The following is a 25,702-nucleotide window of genomic DNA, read 5'->3' as shown; positions in this document are numbered from 1 at the left end:
CTGGAATATTCAACCTAACATTGGGTCAAAATCCCTCGATATACCCAATAGGTTGAATTGCCTCCCCCGGATGGGGGACTACTCTGCAGGATCGTGATCGCACACGATTGAGATTATTGAAGCTGCCGGGAGGCTTTTACGTATCAGATAAATCGGGCGAGAGCGAATTTGTCCGTAGTTTGCGATGGCTGAACGTCATGGCTATGCGGATCCAGGGTTTCGGGCATCACAAACTGGGCAGCGACGCCGTCTGATCCGCGCCGTACGATCCTCGACAGAACCGTAATGGATTGCTTTCGCTCGCCTTTAGCGCAAGGCTTCTGCAGGGTCATCTGGATCATCGTATCCGGCATCCAGCGATCTTCGGTGAGCAGATAAAAGCCGGTCATACTGATATCTGCGATGTCATGCGGCTTGGGTGCTCCACCGGTATAGTAATGAGCCACCATCCCCGGCACATACCGCCTGTGAGCCCTCCGCCGGTCGCTGTGCGCCGGGGCCGTCGGGTTTAGCCAGCGCTTGAAGCGCTCTGCAAACGTGCGAGCTGCTGCGGGTGCTTGTCCATTCAACTTGACATGCCGCGCGGGTGCCTTTGCGGTTTCATTGTGCGCGCCGGTATCCGTTTCCGGCAGTGACAGCTCGCCATGGCTTCGATGAAGCGAATCATTCCCAATCATGAGGTCCGTTGCTGCAACCCGCGCCGGTTCCATGAACTCGGCTGATGCCTTTTGGACCGGCTCCGGCTCCGCCCTGTCGACGCTTTTGGTGGATTCAGGGGCGGCTTGTCCGATCCCCAGCTTCCGTTGAACGGCATCCACTGCGTCCGCAGCCAGAGCGTCTGCTGTCGACGCAGTCTGGGTATCCTGGATTGGTTCGATATAAGGCTGCACAGGTACTTCGGCCGCACTCTTGTTCGACGTGGCCGAGGCTGCAACCCTGTTTACGGGCTTACGCTTCTCATCGGCCGACAGAAAGTTATCAGGGATGAGAGGTCTTCTAGACACAGCTTCCGTGGTTTTTTCGGGACGGGATTTCGCAGCCTCCACCAATGGCTTGCGTGGAAGACGTTCCAAGTCTGCGGAAGAACGCGAAAAGGGCTGTACCGAACGTTGCACGTCGGCTTCAGCTGGAGATGCGGGAGCAGCAGAGACAGGCGAGTCGGTTGCGGAAGAAGCCGGGCTTGCTTTCGAAATTCTGCCGCTTGGCGGGTTTCCCGCTGTCTTTGAGAGTTCCGTTGAGGCACCGCCTGGTACAGTCCGGGCTGTATCCTTGGCTGGTTCCGTCATAGGGGAGACAGGAAGGACCGCGGTCGGCATGCTCGCACGCCACAATCCGTACTGGGCAACCGTAGACGTTGACGCCTGCGCTGGCTGTGGGAGAGAGACTCGCACGGGGGTCGAAATCGACGGGGGTTCGACTGGCAGAGAACCCGTTTTGGAGAATTCGGGTTCCACTTTGAAGGATTCGGGTGCTGCATTAAGCGGTGCCGCGTGCTGTGTCTCTGCCTTAACCGATTCTGCATTTGCTTGCGGCGATGGAAGCGGCCGTAAGTCTGGCTCCGCCTTCACATCCATCTCGGCGGGCTTGATTTGAGTGTCGATTTCGACTTGCTCAACTTGCGCTATCGAAGAAGCGGAAGATGCAGATTCGCTCTTTACATCCGGTAATACCACTGCAGCCTGTGATATGGCAGGCAATGCCGGCACAACATCCTGCGATGCTACTGCCGCATTCGGTTCTGTAATGGGAGTGTCTACGACCGGGTGCGCGATCGCAGATTTCAGCAGCTGTCGTAATGGCTCGGAACGCTCCTTCCACGTTGAAGCCAGCGTAGGAGCATCCATCCAGTTTGAAAATAGATCCTCGACATCTCCATGAAGTACTTCTCCATGCCCCCCAACGATGGTCGGCGGCTCGACAGTCCGAGGTCTCTCAAGAATGACTTCCGTGATCGAGATAACCGGCGGATCGACCTGAGGTTTCCCGTTGCTGGCCTTACCAGCTGAACGGACATTCGTTCTCTCTTCCGCAACAGCAACCTTTGCAATTGGCTTGGTCCCAATCGCGGCCATGACATCTTTCGACACCTCTGCCGCGTCTTTGCTAACACCTGCTCTGTCGATCTTTTCCGGTTGGGGTGCAGGTGTGGCAACATCGGCGTGGAGATCGGCTGCCTTCATTGCCGACGTGGATACCTGCTCGTTCGCCAACGAAAGACCAGGAGAAGGCACGGTCATCGTCGATTGCGATAATTCTTCGGCTACGGCGACCGCTGCACTGGCCCTCACCGACGGGGCCTGCCTGAGGGCTGACCCGACGTTCAGTGCCGGCTCCGATCGCGGAGGTACGGATTGACCCGGATGTGCTCCTGCAAAAGGGGATGCGGGGACAGGCAAAGATGATCGCAACACCGAGATCTGCCTTTCCATCTCCTCTGCGGGGCAGATTAGGAGATGGTCGCCAAGCTCAGTTTGCGTGGATTGCAACGACTGCGTGGGGAGGATCAGCGCGCTCGTGACCTCCCGACGGTAGGGCGGAAATTCGGCTCCGGGAACGAATTCGATCAGACCAACTACGCGAAGCTCATCATCCAGATAGAAAAGGTCAAAAGGAAAAAGCCGCGGTACAGATGGGATCGCATGTAACGGGGATAGCCAAAGTCCTGATTTCGAATCGACCGCAAGACCGCCGACGAGCACTTTCAAGATCGTTAGTGGCTGATTTTCGCCGTCTGCGACAGTCACCTTCGAACTGAGAAAAGCTCCTCTTGCAACGTTATAGACGCAAAAAACTCTGGTATCCATAGGTCCACGGTTTCAGGGATAACGGGGGGTGAAGTCGCCTGAGGTAGCCCTGTTCTCGATTCTGGCCCCCTGATCCGAAACCAGCCGTAGCCATGGATTTTCTCAATTCTGAGTGAGAAATACAATCGGTTACCCGAAAGTAACGACCGCCATTACTCCGCTGAGGAGCAGATTCGGGAACGCGCAATGCTAAATAATTGATTTTAAATAGGAAAAATCGGCAGATAACAAATGCGCAACCTCCGCTGCTGTGCCTCATTCACGGTGCACCCAAGGTTCGGGCGCGTAAGAAAAATGAAAACGTCAGCTCGATACGTCTGGGGTCGTATCGGGCTGACGTTTGGGGGGATCGCGAGGTGGACTACTAAAGGACTGTAAGTCGCGTGACAACCGTGCAATAAGGCAGGTGGGTGGTCCGCTTAACGAGTTTGCCGTCATCCGCAGCTTCCGGCAGGCCGACTTCGGGCTTGAGGACTTCAATGAGCTTTTCCACCCGGTTCTTCTGGGCGCACAACTGTTCAAACGATCTCAGGATCTTGCGAAGTTCCGTAGAAGCCTCGTCGTAGGCGAATCGGTAAACGTCTTTATGAACGTTCTCTCTCATAGAAGTTCTCCACGAATGAGAGTCTAGCCACTTATCTCCAAAGCGACATCGCACGATCGTGGTAACAAAAGTACAACTTCCATCATGTCCGTCTGCCCATACGGCCTATTCGAGGTGACGTAAATCACAAATGAATGAGCAACATGAAGATTGTTACCGCGAGAATTCGCGATATCACCGAACATGTCCGACGATTTCTCGCGCTTCTACCAGTTTACGAATTCACCGCGCCGGATTCTCCTCCAGCAATCCGCGATCCTGAAGCCATCCGATCCCTCGATGGGCAACGTGTTAGCCAGCGCATAGCAGAGGTTGGCCAGGCCAAACACCGGGTACCAGGGCCCGAAAGCAACCAGCAGCAGGTTTACGAAAGGTCCAGCCATCGCAATCAAAAGATTCTGATGGACAGTTCCCTGCTCCCGAACCGTGAACAGACCCTTGTTCCACCTCAAGCCAACGTGTTTGACCCGAACATCAAGCGATTTGGCAACCACCAGATGGCCGCATTCGTGCAAGACCATTGCGATGAGACCGAGCATGATTCCGGAAAAGAATGGCTGTAAAAATCGAATGGAATGATGCAACATTGACGCCCCCCACTGCCTGGCAGACCCTCTTCAGCACGATTGTCACCGCCAAGAAAGTTAAGACGGGCAATTTTTCAGGGCATGTGGGTCGCTTCGATTCCAGTTGGGGAATTTATGGCTCTAGTCTCGAAATGGAAATCAAGTAAAGAAGCCCCGGCAGGCATTGGCTGACGGGGCTTCGCGATGCGCTAATCGAAATATAGATCTTTCTCAAAATATAGATCTATCGTCATTCGGCTTTTGCTTATGCAGCAATAAGGAGTTTTTACTTACGAATTCGTGGTCGAATGCTTGTCAGTCTTGATTTCGATCTCGTTGACGACCTGCTGGACATTGGGGATCTTTTTGGCGAGGTCTTCGGCTTCCTTCTTCTGCTTGGCCGTCTTTACCGATCCCTTAATCACCAGGGTGCCGTTTTTGGCAGAACCGCTGATGCTTTGATCGTTGAGATTGGCGTGAGCCTTGATCATCGCCTTGAAGTTGTCTTCAATTGCGCTGTCGAGGTTAGAAGCCACCGAGCCTGCTTCACTTGCTCCCGGAGGCCGTACACCGATCTCGTCGGCAACTGTATAGTCCGGAGCCGCCTGCTTGGCGATGTTTTCAGCCTGGTTCTTTAGATCCTGGGAATCCAAGTTTCCCTTGAGCGTCATGACGCCTTTGTCTCGATCCTGCGAGACGCTGACCGCGCTCAGGTTGTTATTTTTAAGTGAATCGCTGACTGCTGACTTTTCGTCGGGGTGGGCCGGCTTATTGCAGCCTGCAACAACCATCGCGCCGGCCAGAATGGCGGCCGTGCTGAGCAGGAATGTGTGGCGGTTTGCTGTAAGTTTCATATATTCCTCTCCTGGTGCAACGCAGATCTCTTACAAGCAAGTCAGATGTGAAGCGTATAAACGCGGGTTGTACCCAGGCGATTGATTCCTCCGCTTCGAATGATGGCAGGTCACGCCTCTTCAACCACTTGCGAAGGTCGCTGAAGACAGAGTTTCGGACCAAATCTGCAGCCCATTCTGCGTTCTCTCCGGGCATCTTTTTCGAGCCTTTTAAAGGGCCCTTCAGACCCAAAATCTGGCCGCAATCGCCGTCGCTGATGGGTGACTGCGGTCACAGTCCGAACGCGGTGGGTGAGAGCAACATATTCCGGGCTTTGGGGGATGTCTTCTGAAACCCGAAGTTGAAGCAGGCCTTGAAGTTGTTAGGTAAAACGGCCCGGAGACGAAACATTGTGAACTGGCAGGAGGAATACCGGGGACGACGCATGAGCGCCGCACAGGCACTCAAATTTGTGCGCTCCGGTGATCGCGTCTGGATCCAGCCGAGTTGCGGCACACCAAAGCCACTGATCGATGCATTGGTAGCGCGATCGGCGGAGCTCTTCGATGTCGAACTCGTTCACATGAAGACTCTCGGCGAAGCTACGTATACAAGACCCGAATACGAAGGCCACTTTCGCCATCGCGGATTGTTCCTTGGCGACAACGTGCGCGAGGCCGTAGCTGCAGGCCGCGCCGATTACACACCAATATTCCTTAGCGAGATCGAAGGGTTGTTTGAAAGCGGAGCCTTGCCACTCGATGTAGTACTGATGCAGGTGTCTCCGCCGGATGCGCATGGATTCGTAAGCCTGAGCACGACTGTCGACTGCACGATGACTGCGGCTCGCTGCGCCAAAACGGTCATTGCCGAGGTGAATGATCGCGCGCCTCGGACTCATGGAGACACGTCAATTCACGTCAGCCAGATCTCCGCTTTTGTCGAGACCTCGCGGCAGCTCCTCGAATTGCCCACCGAGCCATTCAGCGAGATGCAGATGAAGGTGGGTCGCAACGTCGCCACGCTCATTCCCGACGGCGCAACACTTCAGCCCGGAATAGGCGGCATCTCCGAAGCGGTGCTGCATTGCCTCCAGGACAAACACGATCTCGGCATTCATACCGAAATGTGCCCGGACGGTGTAGTCGATCTGATGGAAGCAGGCATCATCAACGGAGCACGAAAGTCGCTGCATCGCGGCAAGGCAGTAGCGGCATTCGTTCTCGGTACCCAGAAGCTCTTTGACTACATCCACGAGAATCCCAGCTTTGAGTTCCGTTCCATCTCCTACACCAACGATCCATTCGTGGTCGCGCAGAACGATCGCATGGTCGCCATCAACTCCGCGTTGCAGATCGATCTGACTGGCCAGGTTTGCGCTGACTCACTCGGCACCAAGCCCTACAGCGGATTTGGCGGCCAACTTGATTTCATTCGCGGGGCGGCACGGTCGCGCGGGGGTGTTCCGATCATCGCTTTGCTGTCCACAGCGTGCCGCAGCGCGATATCCCGCATCGTTCCGGTTTTAGAACCCGGTGCGGGCGTGGTGACGTCACGTGCGGACGTGCACTACGTTGTGACCGAACATGGAGTCGCTTATCTGCACGGCAAAACCCTGCGGGAACGCTCCGAAGCGCTTATTGCGATTGCTGATCCCCGTTTCCAGCAGGAACTACAGGATTTCGCGGTGCGCGCGCATTACCTGAAGAGCCAGACAGCCGCGTACGCGTGAGGCAGCCATCACTATGAGGAGCGAATCATGACATCCCCAGAAAAGACCGGAACAGGCAAGCGAGATCGGGGCCTGCTGCGCGTAGACGGAAACGAATGCAAGGGATGCGGACTATGCATCGAGGCGTGCCCTCCCAAGGCAATCCATCTGAGCGAACAGCTCAATCATTACGGATATCGCACCGCGACTTATAACGGCTCCGGCTGCACGGGCTGCGGAATTTGCTTCCTGGCGTGCCCCGAACCCGGAGCGATTACCGTTCTGCGTCTGCGCCACGGTGTCGCCGTGCAGCAACAGGAGGTCCTGGCATGCGCAAGCAATTGATGAAGGGCAATGAAGCGATTGTGCGAAGCGCGATACTCGCCGGTTGCCGCGGTTTCTATGGTTATCCAATTACTCCCGCCAGCGAAATTACGGAGGCTGCCGCGCTCTACATGCCGCAGGTGGGCGGCGTATTTCTACAAGCGGAGAGCGAAGTAGCGGCCATCAATATGCTCTACGGCGCATCTTCGGCAGGCGTTCGCTGCATGACGGCATCGAGCGGTCCTGGCATCAGCCTGATGCAGGAAGGCATCAGCTACATGGCTGGCGCGGAACTGCCTTGCGTCATCGCCGATATCACGCGCGGTGGCCCGGGGCTTGGCAACATCGCTTCAGAGCAGGGCGACTATCACCAGGTGGTGAAGGGCGGCGGCAACGGAAACTATCGCACCATCGTGCTCGCGCCTTACTCCGCACAGGAGATGGCCGACCTTACCGCACTCGCGTTCGAACTTGCCGACCGCTATCGCAATCCGGTGGTAATTCTTGCAGACGGTTTTGTAGGCCAGATGATGGAGCCCGTTGAGTTCGCGGAAAAAGCGATAGCCCCGCAACTGCCTGACTGGGCCGTGGCCGGAACTTCTGAGTCACGCGCCAACATGATCACGTCTCTGCATATGGGCGCCGACGACCTTGAGTCGCACATGCACGCACTTGAAGCGAAATATCGCCAGGCCGAACTGCGCGAGACGAGAGCCGAACACTGGTTCACCGACGACGCTGACTTTGTCCTTGTTGGTTACGGCATTGTGGGACGCATCTTGAAGGCCGTAACCGCGGAAGCTCGGGCGATGGGCATTAAGGTCGGATTACTGCGGCCCATCACTCTCTACCCATTCCCTACTGCGGATTTCCAGCGGTTGGCCAAGCGAGCGCATTCCTTCGTTGTCGTGGAGATGAGCAACGGGCAGATGGTCGAAGACGTTCGGCTCGCGTTGAACGGCGCACGCCCCGTGGAATTCCTAAGTCGCGTCGGCGGTAATGTGCCGTCGCACGAAGACATTCTCAAGTTTGTTTTGGCTGTCGCCGAGAAGGAGCAGATGGCCCATGTCTAGTGCCATGGAATCCGATTACGAAGTAGTGCATTCGAAGGCGAAAGTCTTCTACGAAACCTACGCGCGCAAAGAAGAGTTGCAACACCAGACGCACTATTGCCCCGGTTGCGGACACGGCATTGTGCACAAGATGCTAGCCAAAGCAATAGATGAACTCGGCATACAGAATCAAACCGTGCTGATCAGCCCGGTTGGTTGTTCCGTATTCGCATACAACTACTTCGATGTCGGCAATATCCAGGCGGCGCATGGACGTGCGCCTGCGGTTGCTACGGCGGCAAAGCGCAGCCACCCGCACAGTATCGTCATCAGTTACCAAGGCGACGGAGATCTTTCGGCGATAGGCGCTGCGGAGATTCTGCACGCGGCCAATCGCGGCGAAAACATCACTGTCCTATTTGTTAACAACGCCATCTACAGCATGACGGGTGGACAGGCTGCGCCGACAACTCTACTTGGCCAGAAGAGCACGACCACGCCTTTTGGTCGCAACGCCGCTAACGAAGGCTACCCGCTCCGCATGAGCGAACTCCTGGCGACGCTCGATGCTCCTGTCTACATCGAGCGCGTGGGCCTCGGCGACAACAAGCAGATCGCGCAGGCCGGACGCGCCGTGAAGCGCGCCGTCGAGAACCAGGTGCGCGGACTCGGATTCTCGATGATTGAAGTTCTTTCGCCTTGCCCCACGATCTGGAAGATGTCTGCCGTCGAGGCGCAGCATTGGGTCCGTGACGTCATGGAAAAGACGTATCCTCTTGGAGTTGTCTGCGATCGGACCAAGGATCGCGAGCCGCGCGTTGCAACGAATCACGCGCCAAGTCTCGAAGAGATCCCCGCCATCCTTGGAATCGAGCACGAGGATCTGCCGCACATTCCAATAACGAGTAATGAAGCGAGTCATGTAGATCTTCACGTTCGCGTTGCAGGGTTTGGTGGGCAAGGCGTCCTCCTGCTCGGCGAAGTGCTGGCCGAGGCTGGACTCGATGCTGGACTCGAAGTCTCGTGGTTGCCATCGTACGGACCGGAGATGCGCTCGGGAACTTCAAACTGCCACGTGCGCGTTTCAAACGAACCCATCGATTCTCCTCTGGTCACGGTGCCCAATTTCCTGATCGCCATGAACGAGCCATCGCTGCGCAAGTTTGACTTGAGTGTGCAGACAGGCGGATGGGTGATCTACAACGGCGACGTTTTTCCGGATGATTGCGAACGCGAAGATGTGAACGTTCTGGCTCTGAACTTCACGCAAGCTGCCAATGAACTGGGTGATCCCCGCGCGGCAAACATGGTGATGCTTGGCGCGCTGCTTGAGATTTCAGGTGCGCTGCCTCAGCCCAGTATCGATGAGGCACTCCATCGCCTGGTCAAATCCGAGCGCTGGTATCAGCTTGATGAACGGGCCCTGGCGCGAGGGCGCGAACTGTATCGCGAAACGCACAAACACCCCATCGACCAAGACCTGTTCCCGGGGACCCCGAAAGAGGTTGCGGTATGAAAGCCACTGCCGATCCAAATCTGATCGTGTACTTCGATGGCAAATATATGCCTCTGCGCGATGCGCAGGTCAACATCCTTACGCACGCACTGCACTACGGCACCGGGGTCTTTGAAGGTATTCGCGCGCACTGGGTTCCCACTGACGACGATCTGTTTATCCTGCGCGCCCACGAGCATTACGAGCGCTGGAAAAAGAACTGCGGCATTCTGCGCATTCAGGTTCCAGCTACGGTGCCGGAACTCTGCGCGATTACGGTCGAGCTGATGCGCCGCAATGCGTTCCACACCAATGTTTATGTTCGACCCCTGGCTTACAAGTCCGCCGAACGCGTGGGTGTCAGCACCGATGACCAGGATGCCTTTGCAATCGTTGCACTTCCCTTTGGCGAATATTTGCATAGCGACAAAGGCCTGCACGCCGGAGTAAGCTCCTGGCGTCGGATCGAGGACAATGCGATTCCGGCGCGCGCCAAGATCTGCGGCGCCTATGTGAACAGCGCGTTGGCCAGTGACGATGCACGCCTGGCCGGTTTCGACGAAGCCATCTTTCTAAACGAAAATGGACACGTCGCTGAAGGCGCCACCTGCAACATCTTCATGGTGCGCGACGGAAAGCTCATTACGCCCTCTGTGACCGAGAACGCTCTCGAGGGCATCACGCGAAACTGCATCATGGAACTGGCGTTTCGCGAAATGGGACTGCGGGTCATTGAAAGACCGATCGACCGCAGCGAACTTTACGTATGTGACGAACTGTTCTTCACGGGAACGGCCGTCGGCGTCGCACCCATTGTGCGCGTTGACCACCGCGAAGTGAAGACCGGAACAATCGGAGCGGTTACGCACTCAATACAAAAGCTGTATTTCGATGCGACCCGCGGACACCTGCAGGCTTACTGGAACTGGCTCACGCCGGTCTATCAGTCGCGGATGAAACACGAGCAGGAACTGGTTTCCATTGTTGATTAATCGTTGACGGAGCAAGCTCTCTCGCTGCACCCGCATGGTAGACGGTGGGGGCAATGCAAACCGGAGAGGAAATACCCCGAAGGCCGGACACTGGAGTTGACGTAGCCATCTGCGAGCGTCGACCTCGCGCGCGGTCAGAAAGAGCACCTTCTCTGGTCTTGCCAGAAGGAGGAAACAACGATGCTCGCAACAAAACTCGTAGACAATGCCTATGACGTGGCGCTGGAGAATTTTGATTCCGCGGCGGACGCCCTCGGCCTCGACAACGATACGCGGGAGATGATCAAGTTTCCCGAGCGCGTGCTTACCGTAACTGTCCCTGTCCGCATGGACGACGGACACATCCACCGCTTTGAGGCCTATCGCGTACAGCACTCCACTGCCCGCGGTCCCGCCAAAGGCGGCATTCGCTTCCATCCGCAGGTCACTCTGGATGAAGTGAAAGCTTTGGCCACGTGGATGACCTGGAAGTGCGCGGTCGTGAATATTCCGTTTGGCGGCGGTAAGGGTGGCATAACCTGCGATCCCAAACACATGTCGCAGGGCGAACTTGAGCGGATGACGCGCCGCTACACCAGCGCGATTCTACCCTTGATAGGTCCCGATCAGGACATTCCTGCACCAGATGTTTACACCAACTCACAAACCATGGCCTGGATCATGGACACCTACAGCATGACCAAGGGCTACACGATCCCCGGCGTCGTTACCGGCAAGCCGATCAGCCTTGGCGGATCGCTTGGCCGCAATGAAGCCACAGGCCGCGGCTGCTTCTACACCATCCAGTGCGCATGCGAGCACCTCGACATCCCGCTGAAAGGCGCTACGGTTGCGGTGCAGGGATTCGGCAATGCCGGATCGATTGCGGCGCAACTGCTGCATGAAGCTGGCGCACGGATCATCGCGGTCAGCGATTCGACTGGTTGCATCTACAACCGCGATGGGCTCGACATTCCGGAACTGATGCACATGAAAGAAATCACTGGGCATGTGTACGGATTCCCAGGCAGCGAGCCGATCGAACCCGCTGCGTTGTTGGCCTTAAAGTGCGACATTCTCGTTCCTGCCGCACTTGAGAACGCTGTCACCGGCGAGAATGCAAATACCATAGGGGCGCGCATCATCGCTGAAGCTGCCAATGGCCCACTTACTCCGGCAGCCGACAGGATTCTCGAGGCGAAAGGTGCGTTTGTTATCCCCGACATTCTTTGCAATGCCGGTGGTGTCACGGTGTCCTACTTCGAATGGGTGCAGGACGAGCAGCACCTCTTCTGGGAGGCACAGGACGTTTACAACCGCCTCGAGAAGGTGATGAAGACATCCTTCAAAGACGTGCTGAAGATTCACATTGATCGCAACGTGTCGATGCGGATCGCAGCGAATATGCTGGGCATCGGCCGCGTCGCTGAAGCCATTCACCTGCGTGGCATCTATCCATAGGATGCAATAGGACTGAAGGCTGATTTGCTTGAACATTTTGCGGGCGGCATTGAAAGATGCCGCCCTTCGTATCTTCAAGAGCAACCTTCTTAGGGGAGAAGGTTCACTAGCCAAACTCTTTCAAATCGGTTACGGGCGTTCGTAACTGAAATTTTGGCCTGGACTGCCGATGAGTCTTTCAGTGTCACCGCGAAAGAGCTCATACGATGCGGCTATCTGGCGTTTTATTTCTTTTCCTTCTTGCACCTTTGCTGATGGCGAAGACTCCTGGCCCGGCCAAATCTGATCTGGAGAGCGCTTTCGTTCTAAAGCCGCCAGCAGCGCAAACGGCGAGGCCTCGCATCGACCGGCTTACCTGGACGTTCCTGGCCGCCGATGGTGGCGCCCGCATGCTGGATGCCTATTCCACCACAAGGATGTTGAAGAACAATTGCAGTTCGGGTCAGAAGATGGTTGGCGTATCCACGTGCAACTATGAGCAGAATTTGCCCGCGTTCATCGCGAACAGTACAGGCAGCATTTATGCGTTTGACGGCGCAATGTGGCTTTCGGAACTCGGTGCAACGCGATTCCTCATCCGACACCATCATCGCCGCATCGCGCGTTTTATTTCCATTTTGGACTTCGCATCGACGACGTCGTTTGCCGTGAACAACCTGACCCTGTCCGTGGGTGAAAGTGCAGATGCAACCGCCGTGGCAAGTCAGTCACATTTCAGAATTCAAAAATCGATGAAACCTTAGCTCAGCGACAAGTTGAGTTCGATACCGCAAGCGATTTCGCGCCGATAGTCTCGGCAACTTTCGCGAGCCGACGGTAGGAATTCAGACGAGCTTCGTGATCCCAGGCATCGGTCACAACGATTACTTCGTCGGCGCCCGTATCGGCGACAAGCTTTTCGAGCCCCGCCTTCACCGTGGATTCGGAACCTACGATCGCTGCCCCCAGTCTGCTCTCTACAGCAGCGTGCTCCCATTCCGTCCACAAACCATCCATCGAATCAACCGGAGGCAGCAACTCTACCGGTTGATTGCGAATGAGGCGCAGAAAACGTTGCTGTGGAGTGGTGAAGAGTCTTCGTGCCTCGGCGTCGGTTTCAGCTACGATGATTTGAACGCCAATCATCAGCCAAGGCTGTTGCAACGTCTCACTAGGGTGGAAGAGGTTTCGATACAGACGTGCTGAATGCAGCAGCATCTCCGGGGCAAAATGCGCGGCGAATGCGAATGGCAAGCCCAGCGATGCTGCAAGGCGCGCGCTGAAGTCGCTCGATCCAAGAAGCGTGATGGGAACATGGCTACCCTGACCCGGAATTGCCTTCACGGCTTGGCCGGAAACTCCGGGCCCAAGATACGTCCGTAATTCCGCAAGCAACCCGGGAAAATCGTCGCCGCTTTGGGCCAGATCGCGACGGAGCGCACGCATAGTGTGGAAGTCGCCGCCGGGTGCCCGGCCCAGACCCAGATCGATTCTTCCGGGATAGAGGGCTTCCAGCGTTCCAAACTGCTCCGCCACGACCAAGGGCGCGTGGTTCGGCAGCATGATGCCACCGCTGCCGACGCGAATGGTCTTTGTTGCGCCGGCGACGTGGCCGATGAGCACCGATGTTGCGGAACAAGCCAGCCCCTCGATGGAGTGATGCTCGGCGAGCCAGAAACGGCGATAGCCGAAGCTCTCCACGTGCTGCGCAAGATCGACGGAGCGGGCGATAGCGCCGCCGGCCAATTCTGCCGGATGCATCCCTACAAGATCGAGTACTGAAATAGGAAAACTCATTCTTAGTGTTAGATGAACGTCCCGCTATTGCGATTCAAGGTCACCCGGATGACGGGATATCAGGCTCGCTTTGACGGTCATTTACGTTAAGAATTGTTAAGGCAGGCACATAGACCTTGCGGTGTGCGAGACTTGGAAGCCGTAGGGGTAATTCGTGTTGCCATTAGCCTTAAACGTGAGCCAAATGGAAAGCTTAGAAAAGCCGCGGCAACTCTCGCTCCTGCTGGTGGACGACGACGTGGAGTTGTGCGGAATGATGCGCGAATTCTTTGCGCAGGAGGGCCATCACCTGGACTGCGCCTACAACGGCCGCGAAGGGCTGACCGCAGCGCTGAACGGCACCTACGATCTGATCATTCTCGACGTAATGCTGCCGGTTGTGGATGGGTTCGAGTTGCTGCAGCGGCTGCGACGGCGCAAAGATATGCCCATCATCATGCTCACGGCGCGAGTGCAGCAGCAAGACAGGATTCGGGGACTTGACGCGGGTGCGGATGATTATCTTCCCAAGCCTTTTGATCCGGATGAACTGCTCGCTCGGGTGCGCGCTGTACTGCGGAGGTCTGAGTCGCTGACGCGCACAGAATCAGACGACATCTTGATTGGGAATCTCCGTTTGAATCCGACGACGCGTGAGGTTTGGCTCGACAATGTTGTCGTGGACTTGACGGCTGCAGAGTTCGATCTTCTGGAGATGCTGATGCGTGCGGCAGGGCGGGTGGTTTCAAGGGACGAAATTACGGCTGCGCTATTCGAGCGGGAGGCCACGCCCTACGATCGCTTTCTCGATGTCCACATCAGTCATCTGCGCAAAAAGCTCGAGGGCGCGCGAAGCCTGATCAGAACGGTTCGTGGAGTGGGATATGTCTTTACCGGCGCAGCCTAGGGTCCTGCTAAGGCAGTCACTTTACATCTGGGTTTTGCTGGCGATGGTGGGTATCCTGTCGCTCTCGTTCGTTGCCTTCCGTGCAATTTCAGAGCAGATTCAAACGGAAAAAATCGATCCGGTGTATGACCGCTTCGACGAGTTGCAACTGGAAAGCGCGCGCAACGTTCTGCTCAGCAGTGGGGTACCTGCTCTCAAGAAATATCTAGACAGCTTGAACAGTCTCTTCGGCGGCGCACATTATCTGCTGGACGCAAATGGCACCGACCTGGTGACTGGCGTGAGCCGGGTGGAGATGCTGCCCGCGCCACCCGCAGTGAAATCGCGAACTGAAGCGCATCGCCACTGGGAGATTACCCACCGCGCATCGGACGGAAAATTCTGGTTCGCCGCGGAGGGCCAGGATCGGCCGCCACGCATTTTTTCATTTCTTCCCTACTATTTCCTGGTGATCGGCGCAACCGGCATCCTGTGCTGGATTGCGGCGGCCGGCGTGATTTCGCCAATTCGCAAAGTCGCCGCAAGTATCGCGCTCTTTGGCCAGGGCAACCTGGGCGTCCGCGTGGAGACGGACCGCGACGACGAGATTGGGCAGTTGGGGCGATCGTTCAACGAGATGGCGGAGCGGCTCGAACGGCTGATCGTGAGCGAGCGGCGTTTGCTTGGCGACATCTCGCATGAGCTGCGATCCCCACTGGCGCGCCTCAAGTTTGCGATGAAGCTGGCACGCACCAGTTCAGACCCAACGACGGCGCTGGAGCGGATTGAACGCGATGTAGACCGCATCGCGTCGCTGGTTGCCGACATCGTAGAAATCAACGTCGTGGAGGATGATCCTGCGCTGCAGGACAAACGCGAGATTTGCGTGCGCGACATTATCGAAGAGGTGGTACGCGACTGCAGTGTTGAGGCTGAAATTCGTGGCTGCCGGATTGAAGTGAGCGGCAATGTCTGCGGATCGATCCAAGGAAATCCCGAACTGCTGCGCCGCGCCGTTGAGAACGTGTTGCGCAACGGAATTCGCTATTCGCCGGAGAAATCGCCGATCGAGCTTTCCATCAGCGAGAATGCAAAGGACGCAGCCATTACGATTCGTGATTACGGGCCGGGTGTTCCCGAAGAATCGCTTGCGCGCATCTTCGATCCTTTCTTCCGGGTGGAAGAAGCGCGCAATACCAACGGCGGAGGCTCCGGCCTCGGCCTGTCAATTGCCAAGCGCGCAGTATGCGTGCACCGTGGAGCGATTAGTGCAGAAAATGCAACCCCTGGGTTGCGTGTCATAATCTCGATTCCACTAACGCATGAAGGGATTGTAAATACGAAGTGAATTATTGCTTTGAGTTCGCTCGAACAATCGCGACCGCGTACCAGAATGCAGTTTCTTAAGTACGATTCAAAGCCTTGATCCATGCGTGTTTTCTGTCACTTGCTGGAAGCCGGGCGTGAACATACGAGCCGCTTAACGTTTCTTAAGCTACGAAAACTTGCCGATGGTGTTCACTGTGGTCAGTGCCTCACTATCTCACCTCAAATTCATCGAGGCAATCGGAGAAGAACATCATGAAGCGTCTTTCTACTTACGCACTTATGCTCGCTCTCGCAGCTGCCCCGTCGTTTGCTGCCAAGAATTCACAGTCCTTGAACTTTGCAACGCCCGTTAAGATTGGCGCCAACGAAATTCCTGCAGGCGACTACAAGGTGACTTGGAACGGCACCGGCGACAACGTCCAGGTTACGATCGCGGAAAACGGCAAGAGCTTCACAGTTCCGGCGAAGCTCGTCGAAGAGAAGCACAACCACAAGGGATACATCGTGAGCCGCGAGGGCGGTGCCGATCAGTTGCAGACCATCCAGCTGAGCAACGTGAGCCTGCAGCTCGAAGGCGCGACCGCTTCAGGCCGGTAACTCATCTACCAAGGTCAGAACCAAGCCTGACACATCGCAATAGTTTTGTTCATTCACTCATGTGTTTGAACTCTCCTTCCCCTTCCGGCTCGTCCGGAAGGGGAACTCTTTTCAAATGAGCGGCTTCCCCTCCTTAGATTTGACGGTCTGTAATCGGCCGGTCCGCCCTTGCGGGTTGGCCTGAGCGGAAGTTCAGGGTATACTGAATCTTCGGCAAGCTGAAGGGTGAGTGTGTCTTCATTCGCCCCTTCGCCCGTCTTAGAGCTGAAGTTACAAATCAGGACGGATGAGAGCTGTTCCAAATCAGTTTGGATACCAGTTCGGGCGTGCCCCTAAAACTCAGACAAGTTTGGAGCAAATGAAATGGCACAGGTATGTGATGTTTGCGGCAAGGGGCCGCAGTTTGGCAACAACATTTCGCACGCGCACAACGTAACCAAGCGGCGCTGGAACGTGAACCTGCAGGCAGTGAAGGCGCTGGTGAACGGCAATCCGAAGCGCATCCGCGTGTGCACCAGCTGCATCAAGAGCGGTAAAGTTTCGAAGACCTAGCTTCTGGCAATTGGCGCTCTCGGCCGATAAGAGTTAAGGCAGAGTCGATCCCAAAACCCCGTCCGCGCGGACGGGGTTTTGTTGTGTCTGCAATCAGCACTAAGGCGCCGTCGCCTTTGGATCTGTGCCTGACGAACTCAGTGGATTCTCCCAGCGAAATGCGGACGGATCGAGCCCCTGCGGGGACCATCGATCAACGACTGCCTTGGCCAGTTTGCCGAGGGTTTGTTCGGCTTCGTTATCGCCCGTCCAGCGCTGGTCACTGTTCTCCCATGTGAATGCGGCAATAACGATAGGGCCTGCCTTCGACGAAATCAGTGCAACATCGTTGCGAACCTGGTTGAGCGCACCGGTCTTGTTGCCTATCGCAGAGCCTGTCTCGCTCGTATCCAGCGTCTCAAGGTAGCGCGGCAAGCTGTCGCGATCTTGCTGATGTCGCAGCATGTCGAGTATGGCGCCGCAGATCTTTCCGTCAGCGGGCAGCGCGGTAGAGTTGTCGAGCGCCAGATGGCAGGTGGCAAACCGCTCCATAATGGCAGCCATCTCGCGGGCTGTAGTTTTGCCCAGGCCAAATTTTGTCCAGTCGGACGGCATGGGGCCGATCGCGGGGATGTAGACCTTCTTGTAGAGCACGGTCTGGCGAAGTCCTGCTGCGCGCAGTGTGGCATTGATATGCACTAGTTCGAGACGATCGATGGCCATGTTGGTAGCGGTGTTGTCGCTCAGAATCACCATCAGCCGAAGAGTGTCGCCGAGCGTAAGTGCGATTTGTGAAGTCAATTCCCCGAGAACGCCGGAGCCTTCAACCTGGTTGGCTTTCGTGAGCACGATGCGCTCGTCAAGAGAGGCGTGGCCCGCGCGAATCTGCTCAGCCGCATCCAGCAGAATGCCCATCTTGATCACCGAGGCCGTCTGTACAGGCTCATCAGGCAGCAGCCATGCTGTCTGGCCGGTGCGGAGGTTGTGCGCGTAGACAGCGACGCGGCCGTGATGAGCTTCGCTGATCGTCTTGATCTGGTGGTCGAGCTGAGGGTCTTGCTGAGCCGCAGCCGGCAGCAATGTGGCAAGCCCGAGAACTAAAGCTGAAACGCTTCTCCCGCACTTCAACGAAATCATGTGCTCAGACTATCGCAGGAGCGCCTGCCGCGTGCGCCGGTGGTTACCCACAAAGTCGGCGACAAGTTCGATGTAAAAGCGACCAGGTTCGCTACCGACTGTGCCCGATTCTCTATTTCGTGTCGCCTTCGCGTGTGAAGGTCAGCGAGGCCGAGTTGATGCAGTAGCGAAGCCCAGTGGGACGGGGGCCATCGGGGAAGACGTGTCCCAGGTGCCCGCCGCATTGTGCGCAGGTAACTTCGACGCGGCGCATGCCGAGGGTATTGTCTTCGTGCTCGTGGATGGCCTTCGAGTCAGCAGGAATCACGAAGCTGGGCCAGCCGCAGCCGGAGTCGAATTTTGCTCCAGAGAGAAACAGCAGCGCTCCGCAACCGGCGCAATGATAGTTGCCGGTTTCGTGATTCTCAGTGAGGGCGCCAGTGTAGGGGCGCTCCGTGCCTTTCTCGCGCAGCACGTGATACTGATGCGGCGTCAGCTTCTCGCGCCATTCGGCTTCAGTATGGGTGACCTTCGCGGCCACGCCGGACTCTTTGGGTGGGTTGCTCATGAGACCTCCAATAGGGACTTATTGGATGCTGCAGCTCAACAATCTGATGCGTTCACGCTACGTATGCGCGAAATGCAGCGATGACTTAATCGCCAATTTCAGCGATCAGTTCAATCTCAACCAGAGCATCCTTGGGAAGGCGCGCCGCTTCAATGGTGGTGCGAGCGGGAGCAATAACGCCTTGCGGTGCGAGGTACTCTGCATAGACTGCGTTCATCGCGGCGAAGTCGTTCATGTCTTTGAGATAGACATTGGCCTTGACCACGCGGTCGAGTGTGGTACCCGCTGCTTCGAGCACGGCTTTCAGGTTGTCGAGAGTGCGCCGGGTCTGTTCGGTAATTCCGCCGGAGATAAGCTGCTGGGTAGAAGGATCAAGCGCGGCTTGTCCGGCCGTGAAGACGAGGTTGCCGCAGCGTATGCCCTGCGAGTAAGGTCCGACCGCCTTGGGCGCCGACGAGGTGGAGACGACGGTTTTGCTCATGAACTAATTTTAGCGGGTAGGATCCCCGGGGGTCTCGCCTCGTAGTGAAGCGCGGCCCCTGGGAGAAGAGTCGTAAAAACTACATCACCAGCAGCCTAGCGCCAGGTTGCAAGCATCCCGCCAACGATGAAGAGCCCAACAAGCCAGTAACCACCGGTGATTGCGAAAAGCTTGAACGGTCTCCTCTCGTAGATACCCTGCGGCAGATTTGGCGCGGCGAAAAACGCGATCCAGACCAGGACGCCGAGGGTGGCTCCGTGAGCAAAACCTGTGGTGTTGGACCACATGATGATGGTGGATAGGACGAAAGACAAAACCAGGTCGCCGATGAATGACGCGGTCATGCCAAGCAACATACCATCGCGCTTGCCCGGCTCCGCCGTGATTCCCAGGAGCTGCATCCAGGGCTTGGCGAACAGGGCGGGTGAAAACCAGATTGCGCCCAGAATCCACAAGATGATTGCGGAGACCAGGATGGCGACGTTGTTTATAGAGTGAAACTGAATCATGAACACTCCTTCTGCATGCGCAGTCGCGCCGCAGTTCAATACACAATCAGTTGGCAAGGTGATTGCGAATAAACTTTGGCCTGATACGGAGAAGGTGTCAAGCGTAAACCCCATCGGGGATGGAGGTTAGTAATACATCAAGTTAAGTGAGTGCTAACTATCCCGGCCCTCTAGACAATGCGAGCCAACGAACAAGACGCCCAGAAACACACATCCCATCCGGCTGATCGCATTTAAGCGAAAAGAGCTGGATGGGAAGGATGGGATGCAACGAAAATCGAAACTGTCTAGACGAGCTTAGCGTCGAGGGTGATTTCGGTGTTGTTGGCGAAGAGCTTCGAGATGGGGCAGCCAGCCTTGGCATCGGCAGCGGCCTTGTCGAAGACCTCCTTTGTTGCGCCTGGAACGCTTGCCGTCGTGGTGAGCGCGATCTTCGTCACGGCGAATCCGCCTTCAACCTTGGCCAGGGTAACTGCGGCCTGCGTCTCAATCTTGGAGGGCGTCAAGCCCGCTCCGCCGAGTTGCGCGCCGAGGGCCATGGAGAAGCAGCTGGCGTGCGCTGCCGCGATCAGCTCTTCGGGGGTGGTGCCGCTCGATGCGCCTTCAAAGCGCGTCGCAAACGAATAGTTGGCGTCCTTCAGCACGCCGGTTGCCGTGGAAATGGTGCCCTTGCCTTCTTTCAGTGAACCGGTCCAAACCGCACTTGCCTTGCTAGCCATAGATATTCTCCTTTGGGGATTTTTGGTCGATTGATCTTTGTTCTCTGGGGTGCGCCGCCTCAGGAAAATCAGGACGGCGTTACGCTTTTGATTCTTCGGACGCCTGCCGCGATGCGGCCTGAACCGCGCCCACATTCCTATGCTAATCTCTCACCCATGCTCCCCAACAGACCGCGCGTTTTTGATGGCGATTTTGCGTCAAATTTCTCACAAAGTGGTGTGGCTTGCTCGCCGATCGAGGAATCCCTCGAGGAATCGCCCGTTGACCACCATTGTCAGATCTGTCCAACGTGCTCCCACCGCCTTACGGGACACAAATGCAAGCTGGTGTGCACGCACTGCGGCTATTACCTCAGCTGCGCGGATTACTACTGAAGAGCAGGTATTGGGGAGCAGGGAAAGGGGTAACGAACATCCTCTCCCCTGATTTGCTGCCGCTTTGAGAAGAGCGGAGCTCCCTCATCGACAGATCGATCGCACCCTTGCCGGATTTTGTTTGTTATTCCCTACTCCCTGATCCCTATTCCCTGCCTTTTTCACTTGCTTTGCGGGCGGATTCGAACTCATCGCCCGATTGCCATTCGACGGGCTTCGCCTGTTCACTCGCCAGCCATCCGAGTACAAAACCGAACTGCGCCATTTTGGCGTCGCCGCGAAAATCCCATCCTGCCTGGTATTCGTCGGAGGGCTGATGGTAGTGATGCGCCACGAAGTCGGCGAACTGCGAGCGACCCCAGGCCTCATCGTGGCCCTCGAACAAACGTCCCTGATCGATGGAGAACGCAGGAATGCCGGCGCGTGCCAGTGAAAAGTGATCTGACCGGTAGTAGTGCCCCGCTGACGGATCGGGATCGGGCAACAACTTCAAGTCGAAGTCCTTCGCCACTGTCTGAATAGTGGGCCAAAAATTGATGCGTTCGGCGCCGCCAAGGCTCGCGGAAAGCGGAACGCCGATGGGAAGCAACATGTCGTAATTCAGATCGAGGGTGATATCGCGCGCGGGAACCGGGGTATGCTCGCCAAGATACTGCGAGCCAAGCAGGCCCTGCTCTTCTGCTGTGACAGCCGAAAAATACATCGCATGCGGTGGGCGCTGAGATGATCGCGCGTAGGCACGTGCTAATTCGAGAAGAATGCCGCAGCCCGTGCCATTGTCGGCCGCGCCGTTGTAGATGCCATCGCCTTTCGCGTCTGGATCAATGCCGAGATGATCATAGTGAGCGGTATACAGAACTGCGTTCGCTGGTCCCGCGGCAACACCGGGCACACGAGCAACTACATTGGTCGAGTTGTATTTGCGTACGCGGCTCTCGATGTGTGCCTTGAGGCGAACATTCAGCTCCTGTGCGTGGAATCCGCGCTTGCCTGCCGCCTCGATCGCTTGGTCCAGATCGCCCAGGCCCGCGAGTGTAAGAAGTCGTTGCGCCACATCGTGCTGGATCCATGCGGCGGCGCGCAAGGTGTTAAGTGGATCGCCCGCCAGGTAGCTCTTCTCGATGGCTTGCGAGTTCTGCACCACCTGCCAGCCGTAACTGGCCAAATCTGTCCTGTGGATGATGAGCACCCCGACTGCGCCGCGCCGTGAGGCCTCCTCGTACTTATAGGTCCACCGACCGTAGTAGGTCATGGTCTTGCCCTTGAAGAATTTCTCGTCGTCGGAGGGTGGCTCGTTGACAATCACCAACGCGATCTTGCCTTTGACATCGACGCCCGCGTAATCGTCCCAGTTGTATTCGGGTGCGTATATGCCGTAGCCAACAAATACAATCGGTGCGTCGAAGTCGGCGGAGGACTGGCCGGTTTCATCTTTCGAAACGATTTGGCTGCCGTAAGTAAGTTCGACGGGCGCACTGCTGGCAGGCACAAATGCGAATTTGGTTTTGTCTTCAATGGTGTGCACGGCCACGAGCGGCACTTGTTGAAAGTACGTTCCTTTGTCGCCCGCAGGCTCAAGGCCATCGAGCGCGAATTGCGTGGCGATGTATTCAGCGGCAAGCTCAGCACCGCGCGTACCGGGGCCGCGGCCCTCGAGCAAATCCAGAGAAAGAAAGCGCACGTGAGCGCGAATCTTCTCCGGATCAATGGAGGAGGCGGAAGCGCGAGCGGCTGGCGGCAACCCGGCAACGACGGGAACATTCGCATCGGACGTATGCTGTTGCGCAAACGTGAAGCTAGCCAGAATGAGGCTCAAGGCCGGGAGACAGGAAGATTTTGCGATGTGCATGAACTCTCCGCTGGAGAATGCAAACTGCAAGACATTGCAGTTGTAAAGCTTCAGACTAATTCCGTGATCGGTGGCGAAGCAAACCTAGCCCGCGTACTTCGCGCTTCGGTTCTCAACAGCCCAGCACGTGTAAGCACCTTGCGCGCAAGACCAGTAAGCGCCATCGTCGATGCCTTGTCGATCGAGAACCAGCGCATCGGAGTTCCCTTCAATCCGGTAGAGGAAGCGTCGCGGGCCGTGACAGGGTGAACCCGCACAGTGTAATTGACCTGCATGATTGCATGGCGCACGGTCATTACTTCCCCAGCAGCGGTTACCTTTTCGACTTCGAGCGCGGGTAGTTCCCACATGCCCGGCATTACAGTGTTGTCTGCGGCGCGCTGTTCGAGCAGAACTTCTGTACCTGCGTCAGCTTCGCGAAGAACGAGCGCGCACGCAATCTCGCGATTGGTCATGGCAGCACGCCTGGGAGTTTTGTGTTCGCCGAGCGTTCGGCATTCCGAGGCCCAGGGGCATACGAGGCATTGCGGATTGCGCGGCGTGCATACCGTTGCGCCCAGTTCCATGATCGCCTGATTGAAGTCGCCGGGGCGGCGCGGATCAACGAGCGATGCCGAGAATTCTTCTACCTTGCGCCGGACCGCAGCTTCGCCGACAGCATCGTGCGACTCCCATCCGCGAATGCGACTCAGCACACGCTCGACGTTGCCATCCACAACCGCAACATGTTCGTTGTGCGCGATGCTGGCGATGGCAGCGGCGGTGTAGGACCCGATGCCGGAAAGTTTTTTCAATTCTTCGGCGGTGACAGGCATGATTCCGCCGTGTTCCGCGACTACAGCCTGTGCGGCTTTGTGCAGCATGCGGGCGCGCCGATAGTAGCCAAGGCCGCTCCACAGGGCGAGGACCTCCTGCTCACCCGCCGCAGCCAGCACCTCAACGGTGGGAAAGCGTTCGAGAAACTCTTTCCAACGATCAATCACCACGGCGACGCGCGTCTGCTGCAGCATGACCTCCGAGACCCAGATGGCATAAGGATCCTGCGTGCGGCGCCAGGGAAGGTCGCGCTTGTTTCGCTCGTACCAGCCCAAAAGCTCGCGGCGCATACGAACCAGAACTTCAGGGCCAAGACGACGAAGCATGGGGTCAGATTACGGCATCCAGGCGCACACAAGATGCCTGAATTCTGACCCGGTGAAGTGTCTCACGTTTGAATTTCTCCCTGTGATAACCTCGCAAAGAGAGGCTCTGCACATGTCTACAGGAAACGCACCGGGCACCCGGGTCTATATGGATGCCAACGCCACCACTCCCCTTCTGCCGGAGGTGGTCGACGCGATGCGGCCCTATTGGATTGAGCAGTTTGGTAACGCCTCGTCGATCCATCTGGATGGCCAGCAGGCACGAACAGGTCTGGATCGGGCACGCGAGACTCTGGCGGAGTTCTTCAACTGCCACGAGGCTGAGGTAGTGTTCAACTCGGGTGGCACCGAGGGCGATAACACTGCCCTGTTCGGCTTGCTACATCCCGGCGATCACCTCATTACAACGTCGATCGAGCACTCAGCTATCCTGCAGGCAGCGAAGAAGTTGGAGCATTTCGGGGTTCAGACCACGTATGTTGCTCCGCAGCCCAGCGGGTTGATTGATCCCACTGATATCCTGCGCGCGATCCGGCCGGAGACCCGGCTGATCAGCGTGATGCTGGCCAACAACGAGACTGGAGTGTTGCAACCAGTTTCCGAAATCGGCAAGATTGCTGCGGATACTGGTTGCTTCTTCCATATCGACGCGGTTCAAGGCGCCGGCAAGGTCAAGTTTGATGTGCGCCAGTTTGGCTGCCATCTGCTCTCGATCAGCGGACACAAGGTCCACGGGCCCAAGGGCGTTGGCGCGATGTTCGTGCGCCGCGGAACTCCCGTAGAGTCATTGATCGTCGGCGGAAGCCACGAACGCCGCCGTCGAGCCGGGACTGAAAACGTTCCAGGGATCGTGGGACTGGCCAAGGCTGTGGAACTGGCGATGCACAGCATCGAAGACGGAACTATCGCGCGGCTGGCCGGGCTGCGGGACAAACTGGAAGCAGGAATCCTCGCACTGCCCGGCACCGGGCTGAACGGAGTGATGCCGAACGGAAAACCAGCTCCCCGCGCTGCCAATACGACGAACATCTGGTTCGACAACCTTGAAGGCGAAGCACTCTTCATCGGCTTGGATCTGAAGGGCATTGCGGTTTCCGGCGGGTCCGCCTGCCACTCCGGAGCAACAGAACCGAGCCATGTGCTGATGGCCATGGGCCTGGATAAGGCGCGAGCGCGGGCTAGCTTGCGGTTCAGCCTCCTGAAGACGGTGACTGAGGCGCAGATTGATCGCGTGCTCCAGGTGGTGCCGGAAGCTGTGCAGCAGTTGAGAACACTGTCGCCTGTGGCTGCAGGAACCCTGAGCTAACCGCAATTTCAGTTTTTACTCGTCATCATCATGCGCTGACCGTCAATCAAACCCAGAGCATGGGTTTCAAATCTCCGTTTGCGCGTTTAAAAAGGCACGATCTTTCGGACCCAAGACGGCCGATGGCTTTGCTGCCCGGACCACTTTAACCGCTCCAAAGTGTCAGCCAAACCGCTTCCCGGTTCAATTGGGAACGCCGATTGCTAAGAATTCTCCCAATAGATGAATTAAATCGGCCTTGTTGGGTCCGTACGGAGGGAGTAAATCCCATGTCTCAAGCTTATACATTAAAGTTTCTGCATCGCCTAAATGATGACGGCACAATAGATTCCATCTGCCGTGAGTGCTTCACCACGGTTGCAACTGCCAGATCGCAAACTGTTTTGAAGTCGGAAGAACAGAGTCACGGTTGCGATCCAAGCCTTCTGGAAAGGTATAAAAAAGTTAGACCGTATAAAAATTTCCCAATCGTCCCAAGATTGGCATAACAGCAAGCACAAAAGGTAAGCCCGGGAGGTGTCAATCCCGACCGGGCTCTCATGCACGCAAATCTCTGAAAACAGAGAAAGAGTATCGAGCGAGAGTTTGCAGGTCGTTTGCATGTTTCGGCGCATACTGGAATCGATTATGAGTTGTCGCGATTTCTGATCGGCGTCTGAACCGTTATGCTTCGCCCCTATTCACCCATAAGTCCTATCAACAGAGGATTTTGCGGCC

25 protein-coding genes are annotated in these 25,702 nt (G+C 56.7%); 14 read left to right on the top strand and 11 right to left on the bottom strand.

Features of this window, described 5'->3' with window-relative positions:
* Positions 1–143: 143 nt before the first annotated feature.
* Both P8935_RS07050 and P8935_RS07045 read right to left on the bottom strand, forming a co-directional pair.
* Positions 144–2,804: a PilZ domain-containing protein gene (locus P8935_RS07050; RefSeq protein ID WP_348264283.1), complete on the bottom strand. Its 2,661-nt coding sequence runs from the start codon at positions 2,802–2,804 to the stop codon at positions 144–146.
* A 364-nt stretch (positions 2,805–3,168) separates the two neighbouring features.
* The gene (locus P8935_RS07045; protein ID WP_348264282.1) at positions 3,169–3,408 is read right to left on the bottom strand and encodes a hypothetical protein; all 240 of its coding nucleotides are present in this window, start codon (positions 3,406–3,408) and stop codon (positions 3,169–3,171) included.
* A gap of 143 nt (positions 3,409–3,551) precedes the next feature.
* Here P8935_RS07045 and P8935_RS07040 point away from each other — a divergent pair, with 143 nt between their 5' ends.
* The gene (locus tag P8935_RS07040; RefSeq protein ID WP_348264281.1) at positions 3,552–3,971 is read left to right on the top strand and encodes a hypothetical protein; all 420 of its coding nucleotides are present in this window, start codon (positions 3,552–3,554) and stop codon (positions 3,969–3,971) included.
* On the top strand, positions 3,962–4,141 hold the full coding sequence (locus P8935_RS07035) for a hypothetical protein (RefSeq protein ID WP_348264280.1): 180 nt from the start codon (positions 3,962–3,964) through the stop codon (positions 4,139–4,141). The genes P8935_RS07040 and P8935_RS07035 overlap by 10 nt, the downstream gene beginning before the upstream one ends.
* 123 nt (positions 4,142–4,264) lie before the next feature.
* On the opposite strand, the gene P8935_RS07030 is transcribed toward P8935_RS07035, so the two are convergent.
* The gene (locus tag P8935_RS07030; RefSeq protein WP_348264279.1) at positions 4,265–4,828 is read right to left on the bottom strand and encodes a BON domain-containing protein; all 564 of its coding nucleotides are present in this window, start codon (positions 4,826–4,828) and stop codon (positions 4,265–4,267) included.
* Between the two features lie 392 nt (positions 4,829–5,220).
* Here P8935_RS07030 and P8935_RS07025 point away from each other — a divergent pair, with 392 nt between their 5' ends.
* The 7 genes from P8935_RS07025 to P8935_RS06995 all read left to right on the top strand — a co-directional run bounded on the left by P8935_RS07025 (position 5,221) and on the right by P8935_RS06995 (position 12,565).
* A complete protein-coding gene (locus tag P8935_RS07025) occupies positions 5,221–6,540 on the top strand; it encodes an acetyl-CoA hydrolase/transferase C-terminal domain-containing protein (protein WP_348264278.1) in 1,320 nt (439 codons plus the stop codon).
* A gap of 27 nt (positions 6,541–6,567) precedes the next feature.
* Positions 6,568–6,864, top strand: a complete 297-nt coding sequence (locus P8935_RS07020) for a ferredoxin family protein (protein WP_348264277.1) — start codon at positions 6,568–6,570, stop codon at positions 6,862–6,864.
* Positions 6,849–7,916, top strand: a complete 1,068-nt coding sequence (locus tag P8935_RS07015; RefSeq protein ID WP_348264276.1) for a 3-methyl-2-oxobutanoate dehydrogenase subunit VorB — start codon at positions 6,849–6,851, stop codon at positions 7,914–7,916. Before P8935_RS07020 ends, P8935_RS07015 begins: the two co-directional genes overlap by 16 nt.
* On the top strand, positions 7,909–9,411 hold the full coding sequence (locus P8935_RS07010; RefSeq protein ID WP_348264275.1) for a 2-oxoacid:acceptor oxidoreductase family protein: 1,503 nt from the start codon (positions 7,909–7,911) through the stop codon (positions 9,409–9,411). The genes P8935_RS07015 and P8935_RS07010 overlap by 8 nt, the downstream gene beginning before the upstream one ends.
* The gene (locus P8935_RS07005; RefSeq protein WP_348264274.1) at positions 9,408–10,382 is read left to right on the top strand and encodes a branched-chain amino acid transaminase; all 975 of its coding nucleotides are present in this window, start codon (positions 9,408–9,410) and stop codon (positions 10,380–10,382) included. The genes P8935_RS07010 and P8935_RS07005 overlap by 4 nt, the downstream gene beginning before the upstream one ends.
* 180 nt (positions 10,383–10,562) lie before the next feature.
* Positions 10,563–11,822 carry a Glu/Leu/Phe/Val dehydrogenase gene (locus P8935_RS07000; RefSeq protein ID WP_348264273.1) on the top strand — a complete coding sequence of 420 codons (1,260 nt, stop codon included), beginning with the start codon at positions 10,563–10,565 and terminating at the stop codon, positions 11,820–11,822.
* A 206-nt stretch (positions 11,823–12,028) separates the two neighbouring features.
* The gene (locus tag P8935_RS06995; RefSeq protein ID WP_348264272.1) at positions 12,029–12,565 is read left to right on the top strand and encodes a hypothetical protein; all 537 of its coding nucleotides are present in this window, start codon (positions 12,029–12,031) and stop codon (positions 12,563–12,565) included.
* A gap of 1 nt (position 12,566) precedes the next feature.
* Here the strand turns inward: P8935_RS06995 and P8935_RS06990 are convergent, their stop codons facing one another.
* Positions 12,567–13,598 carry an LLM class flavin-dependent oxidoreductase gene (locus P8935_RS06990; protein ID WP_348264271.1) on the bottom strand — a complete coding sequence of 344 codons (1,032 nt, stop codon included), beginning with the start codon at positions 13,596–13,598 and terminating at the stop codon, positions 12,567–12,569.
* A 184-nt stretch (positions 13,599–13,782) separates the two neighbouring features.
* Between P8935_RS06990 and P8935_RS06985 the strand changes: the two genes are divergently transcribed.
* From P8935_RS06985 to rpmB, 4 genes are all read left to right on the top strand, one after another.
* Positions 13,783–14,484 carry a response regulator transcription factor gene (locus tag P8935_RS06985; RefSeq protein ID WP_348264270.1) on the top strand — a complete coding sequence of 234 codons (702 nt, stop codon included), beginning with the start codon at positions 13,783–13,785 and terminating at the stop codon, positions 14,482–14,484.
* The gene (locus tag P8935_RS06980) at positions 14,462–15,811 is read left to right on the top strand and encodes an ATP-binding protein (RefSeq protein WP_348264269.1); all 1,350 of its coding nucleotides are present in this window, start codon (positions 14,462–14,464) and stop codon (positions 15,809–15,811) included. The genes P8935_RS06985 and P8935_RS06980 overlap by 23 nt, the downstream gene beginning before the upstream one ends.
* 233 nt (positions 15,812–16,044) lie before the next feature.
* Positions 16,045–16,389 (top strand): hypothetical protein, encoded by a 345-nt coding sequence (locus P8935_RS06975; RefSeq protein ID WP_348264268.1) that lies wholly within the window; start codon positions 16,045–16,047, stop codon positions 16,387–16,389.
* A 363-nt stretch (positions 16,390–16,752) separates the two neighbouring features.
* Complete coding sequence (rpmB, locus tag P8935_RS06970) at positions 16,753–16,941, top strand: 50S ribosomal protein L28 (RefSeq protein WP_348264267.1); 189 nt, start codon at positions 16,753–16,755, stop codon at positions 16,939–16,941.
* A gap of 99 nt (positions 16,942–17,040) precedes the next feature.
* Here the strand turns inward: rpmB and P8935_RS06965 are convergent, their stop codons facing one another.
* The 7 genes from P8935_RS06965 to mutY all read right to left on the bottom strand — a co-directional run bounded on the left by P8935_RS06965 (position 17,041) and on the right by mutY (position 23,679).
* The gene (locus tag P8935_RS06965; protein WP_348264266.1) at positions 17,041–18,057 is read right to left on the bottom strand and encodes a serine hydrolase; all 1,017 of its coding nucleotides are present in this window, start codon (positions 18,055–18,057) and stop codon (positions 17,041–17,043) included.
* Between the two features lie 112 nt (positions 18,058–18,169).
* Positions 18,170–18,604 (bottom strand): peptide-methionine (R)-S-oxide reductase MsrB, encoded by a 435-nt coding sequence (gene msrB, locus P8935_RS06960; RefSeq protein ID WP_348264265.1) that lies wholly within the window; start codon positions 18,602–18,604, stop codon positions 18,170–18,172.
* A gap of 85 nt (positions 18,605–18,689) precedes the next feature.
* Positions 18,690–19,085 (bottom strand): RidA family protein, encoded by a 396-nt coding sequence (locus tag P8935_RS06955; RefSeq protein ID WP_348264264.1) that lies wholly within the window; start codon positions 19,083–19,085, stop codon positions 18,690–18,692.
* 95 nt (positions 19,086–19,180) lie between these two features.
* Positions 19,181–19,594: a DUF1761 domain-containing protein gene (locus tag P8935_RS06950; RefSeq protein ID WP_348264263.1), complete on the bottom strand. Its 414-nt coding sequence runs from the start codon at positions 19,592–19,594 to the stop codon at positions 19,181–19,183.
* Positions 19,595–19,881: 287 nt separating this feature from the next.
* Positions 19,882–20,319, bottom strand: a complete 438-nt coding sequence (locus P8935_RS06945; RefSeq protein WP_348265315.1) for an OsmC family peroxiredoxin — start codon at positions 20,317–20,319, stop codon at positions 19,882–19,884.
* A 514-nt stretch (positions 20,320–20,833) separates the two neighbouring features.
* Positions 20,834–22,537: a M28 family peptidase gene (locus P8935_RS06940; protein WP_348264262.1), complete on the bottom strand. Its 1,704-nt coding sequence runs from the start codon at positions 22,535–22,537 to the stop codon at positions 20,834–20,836.
* A 50-nt stretch (positions 22,538–22,587) separates the two neighbouring features.
* Entirely contained in the window at positions 22,588–23,679 is a 1,092-nt protein-coding gene (mutY, locus tag P8935_RS06935) for an A/G-specific adenine glycosylase (RefSeq protein ID WP_348264261.1), read from the bottom strand.
* A gap of 112 nt (positions 23,680–23,791) precedes the next feature.
* Here mutY and P8935_RS06930 point away from each other — a divergent pair, with 112 nt between their 5' ends.
* Entirely contained in the window at positions 23,792–24,985 is a 1,194-nt protein-coding gene (locus P8935_RS06930) for a cysteine desulfurase family protein (RefSeq protein ID WP_348264260.1), read from the top strand.
* Positions 24,986–25,702 lie beyond the last annotated feature (717 nt).

It is taken from the genome of Telmatobacter sp. DSM 110680 (assembly GCF_039994875.1).
Lineage (GTDB): Bacteria > Acidobacteriota > Terriglobia > Terriglobales > Acidobacteriaceae > Telmatobacter.
Note: the sequence above shows the minus strand (reverse complement) of the source record. Positions and strands in the feature narration are given on the sequence as shown.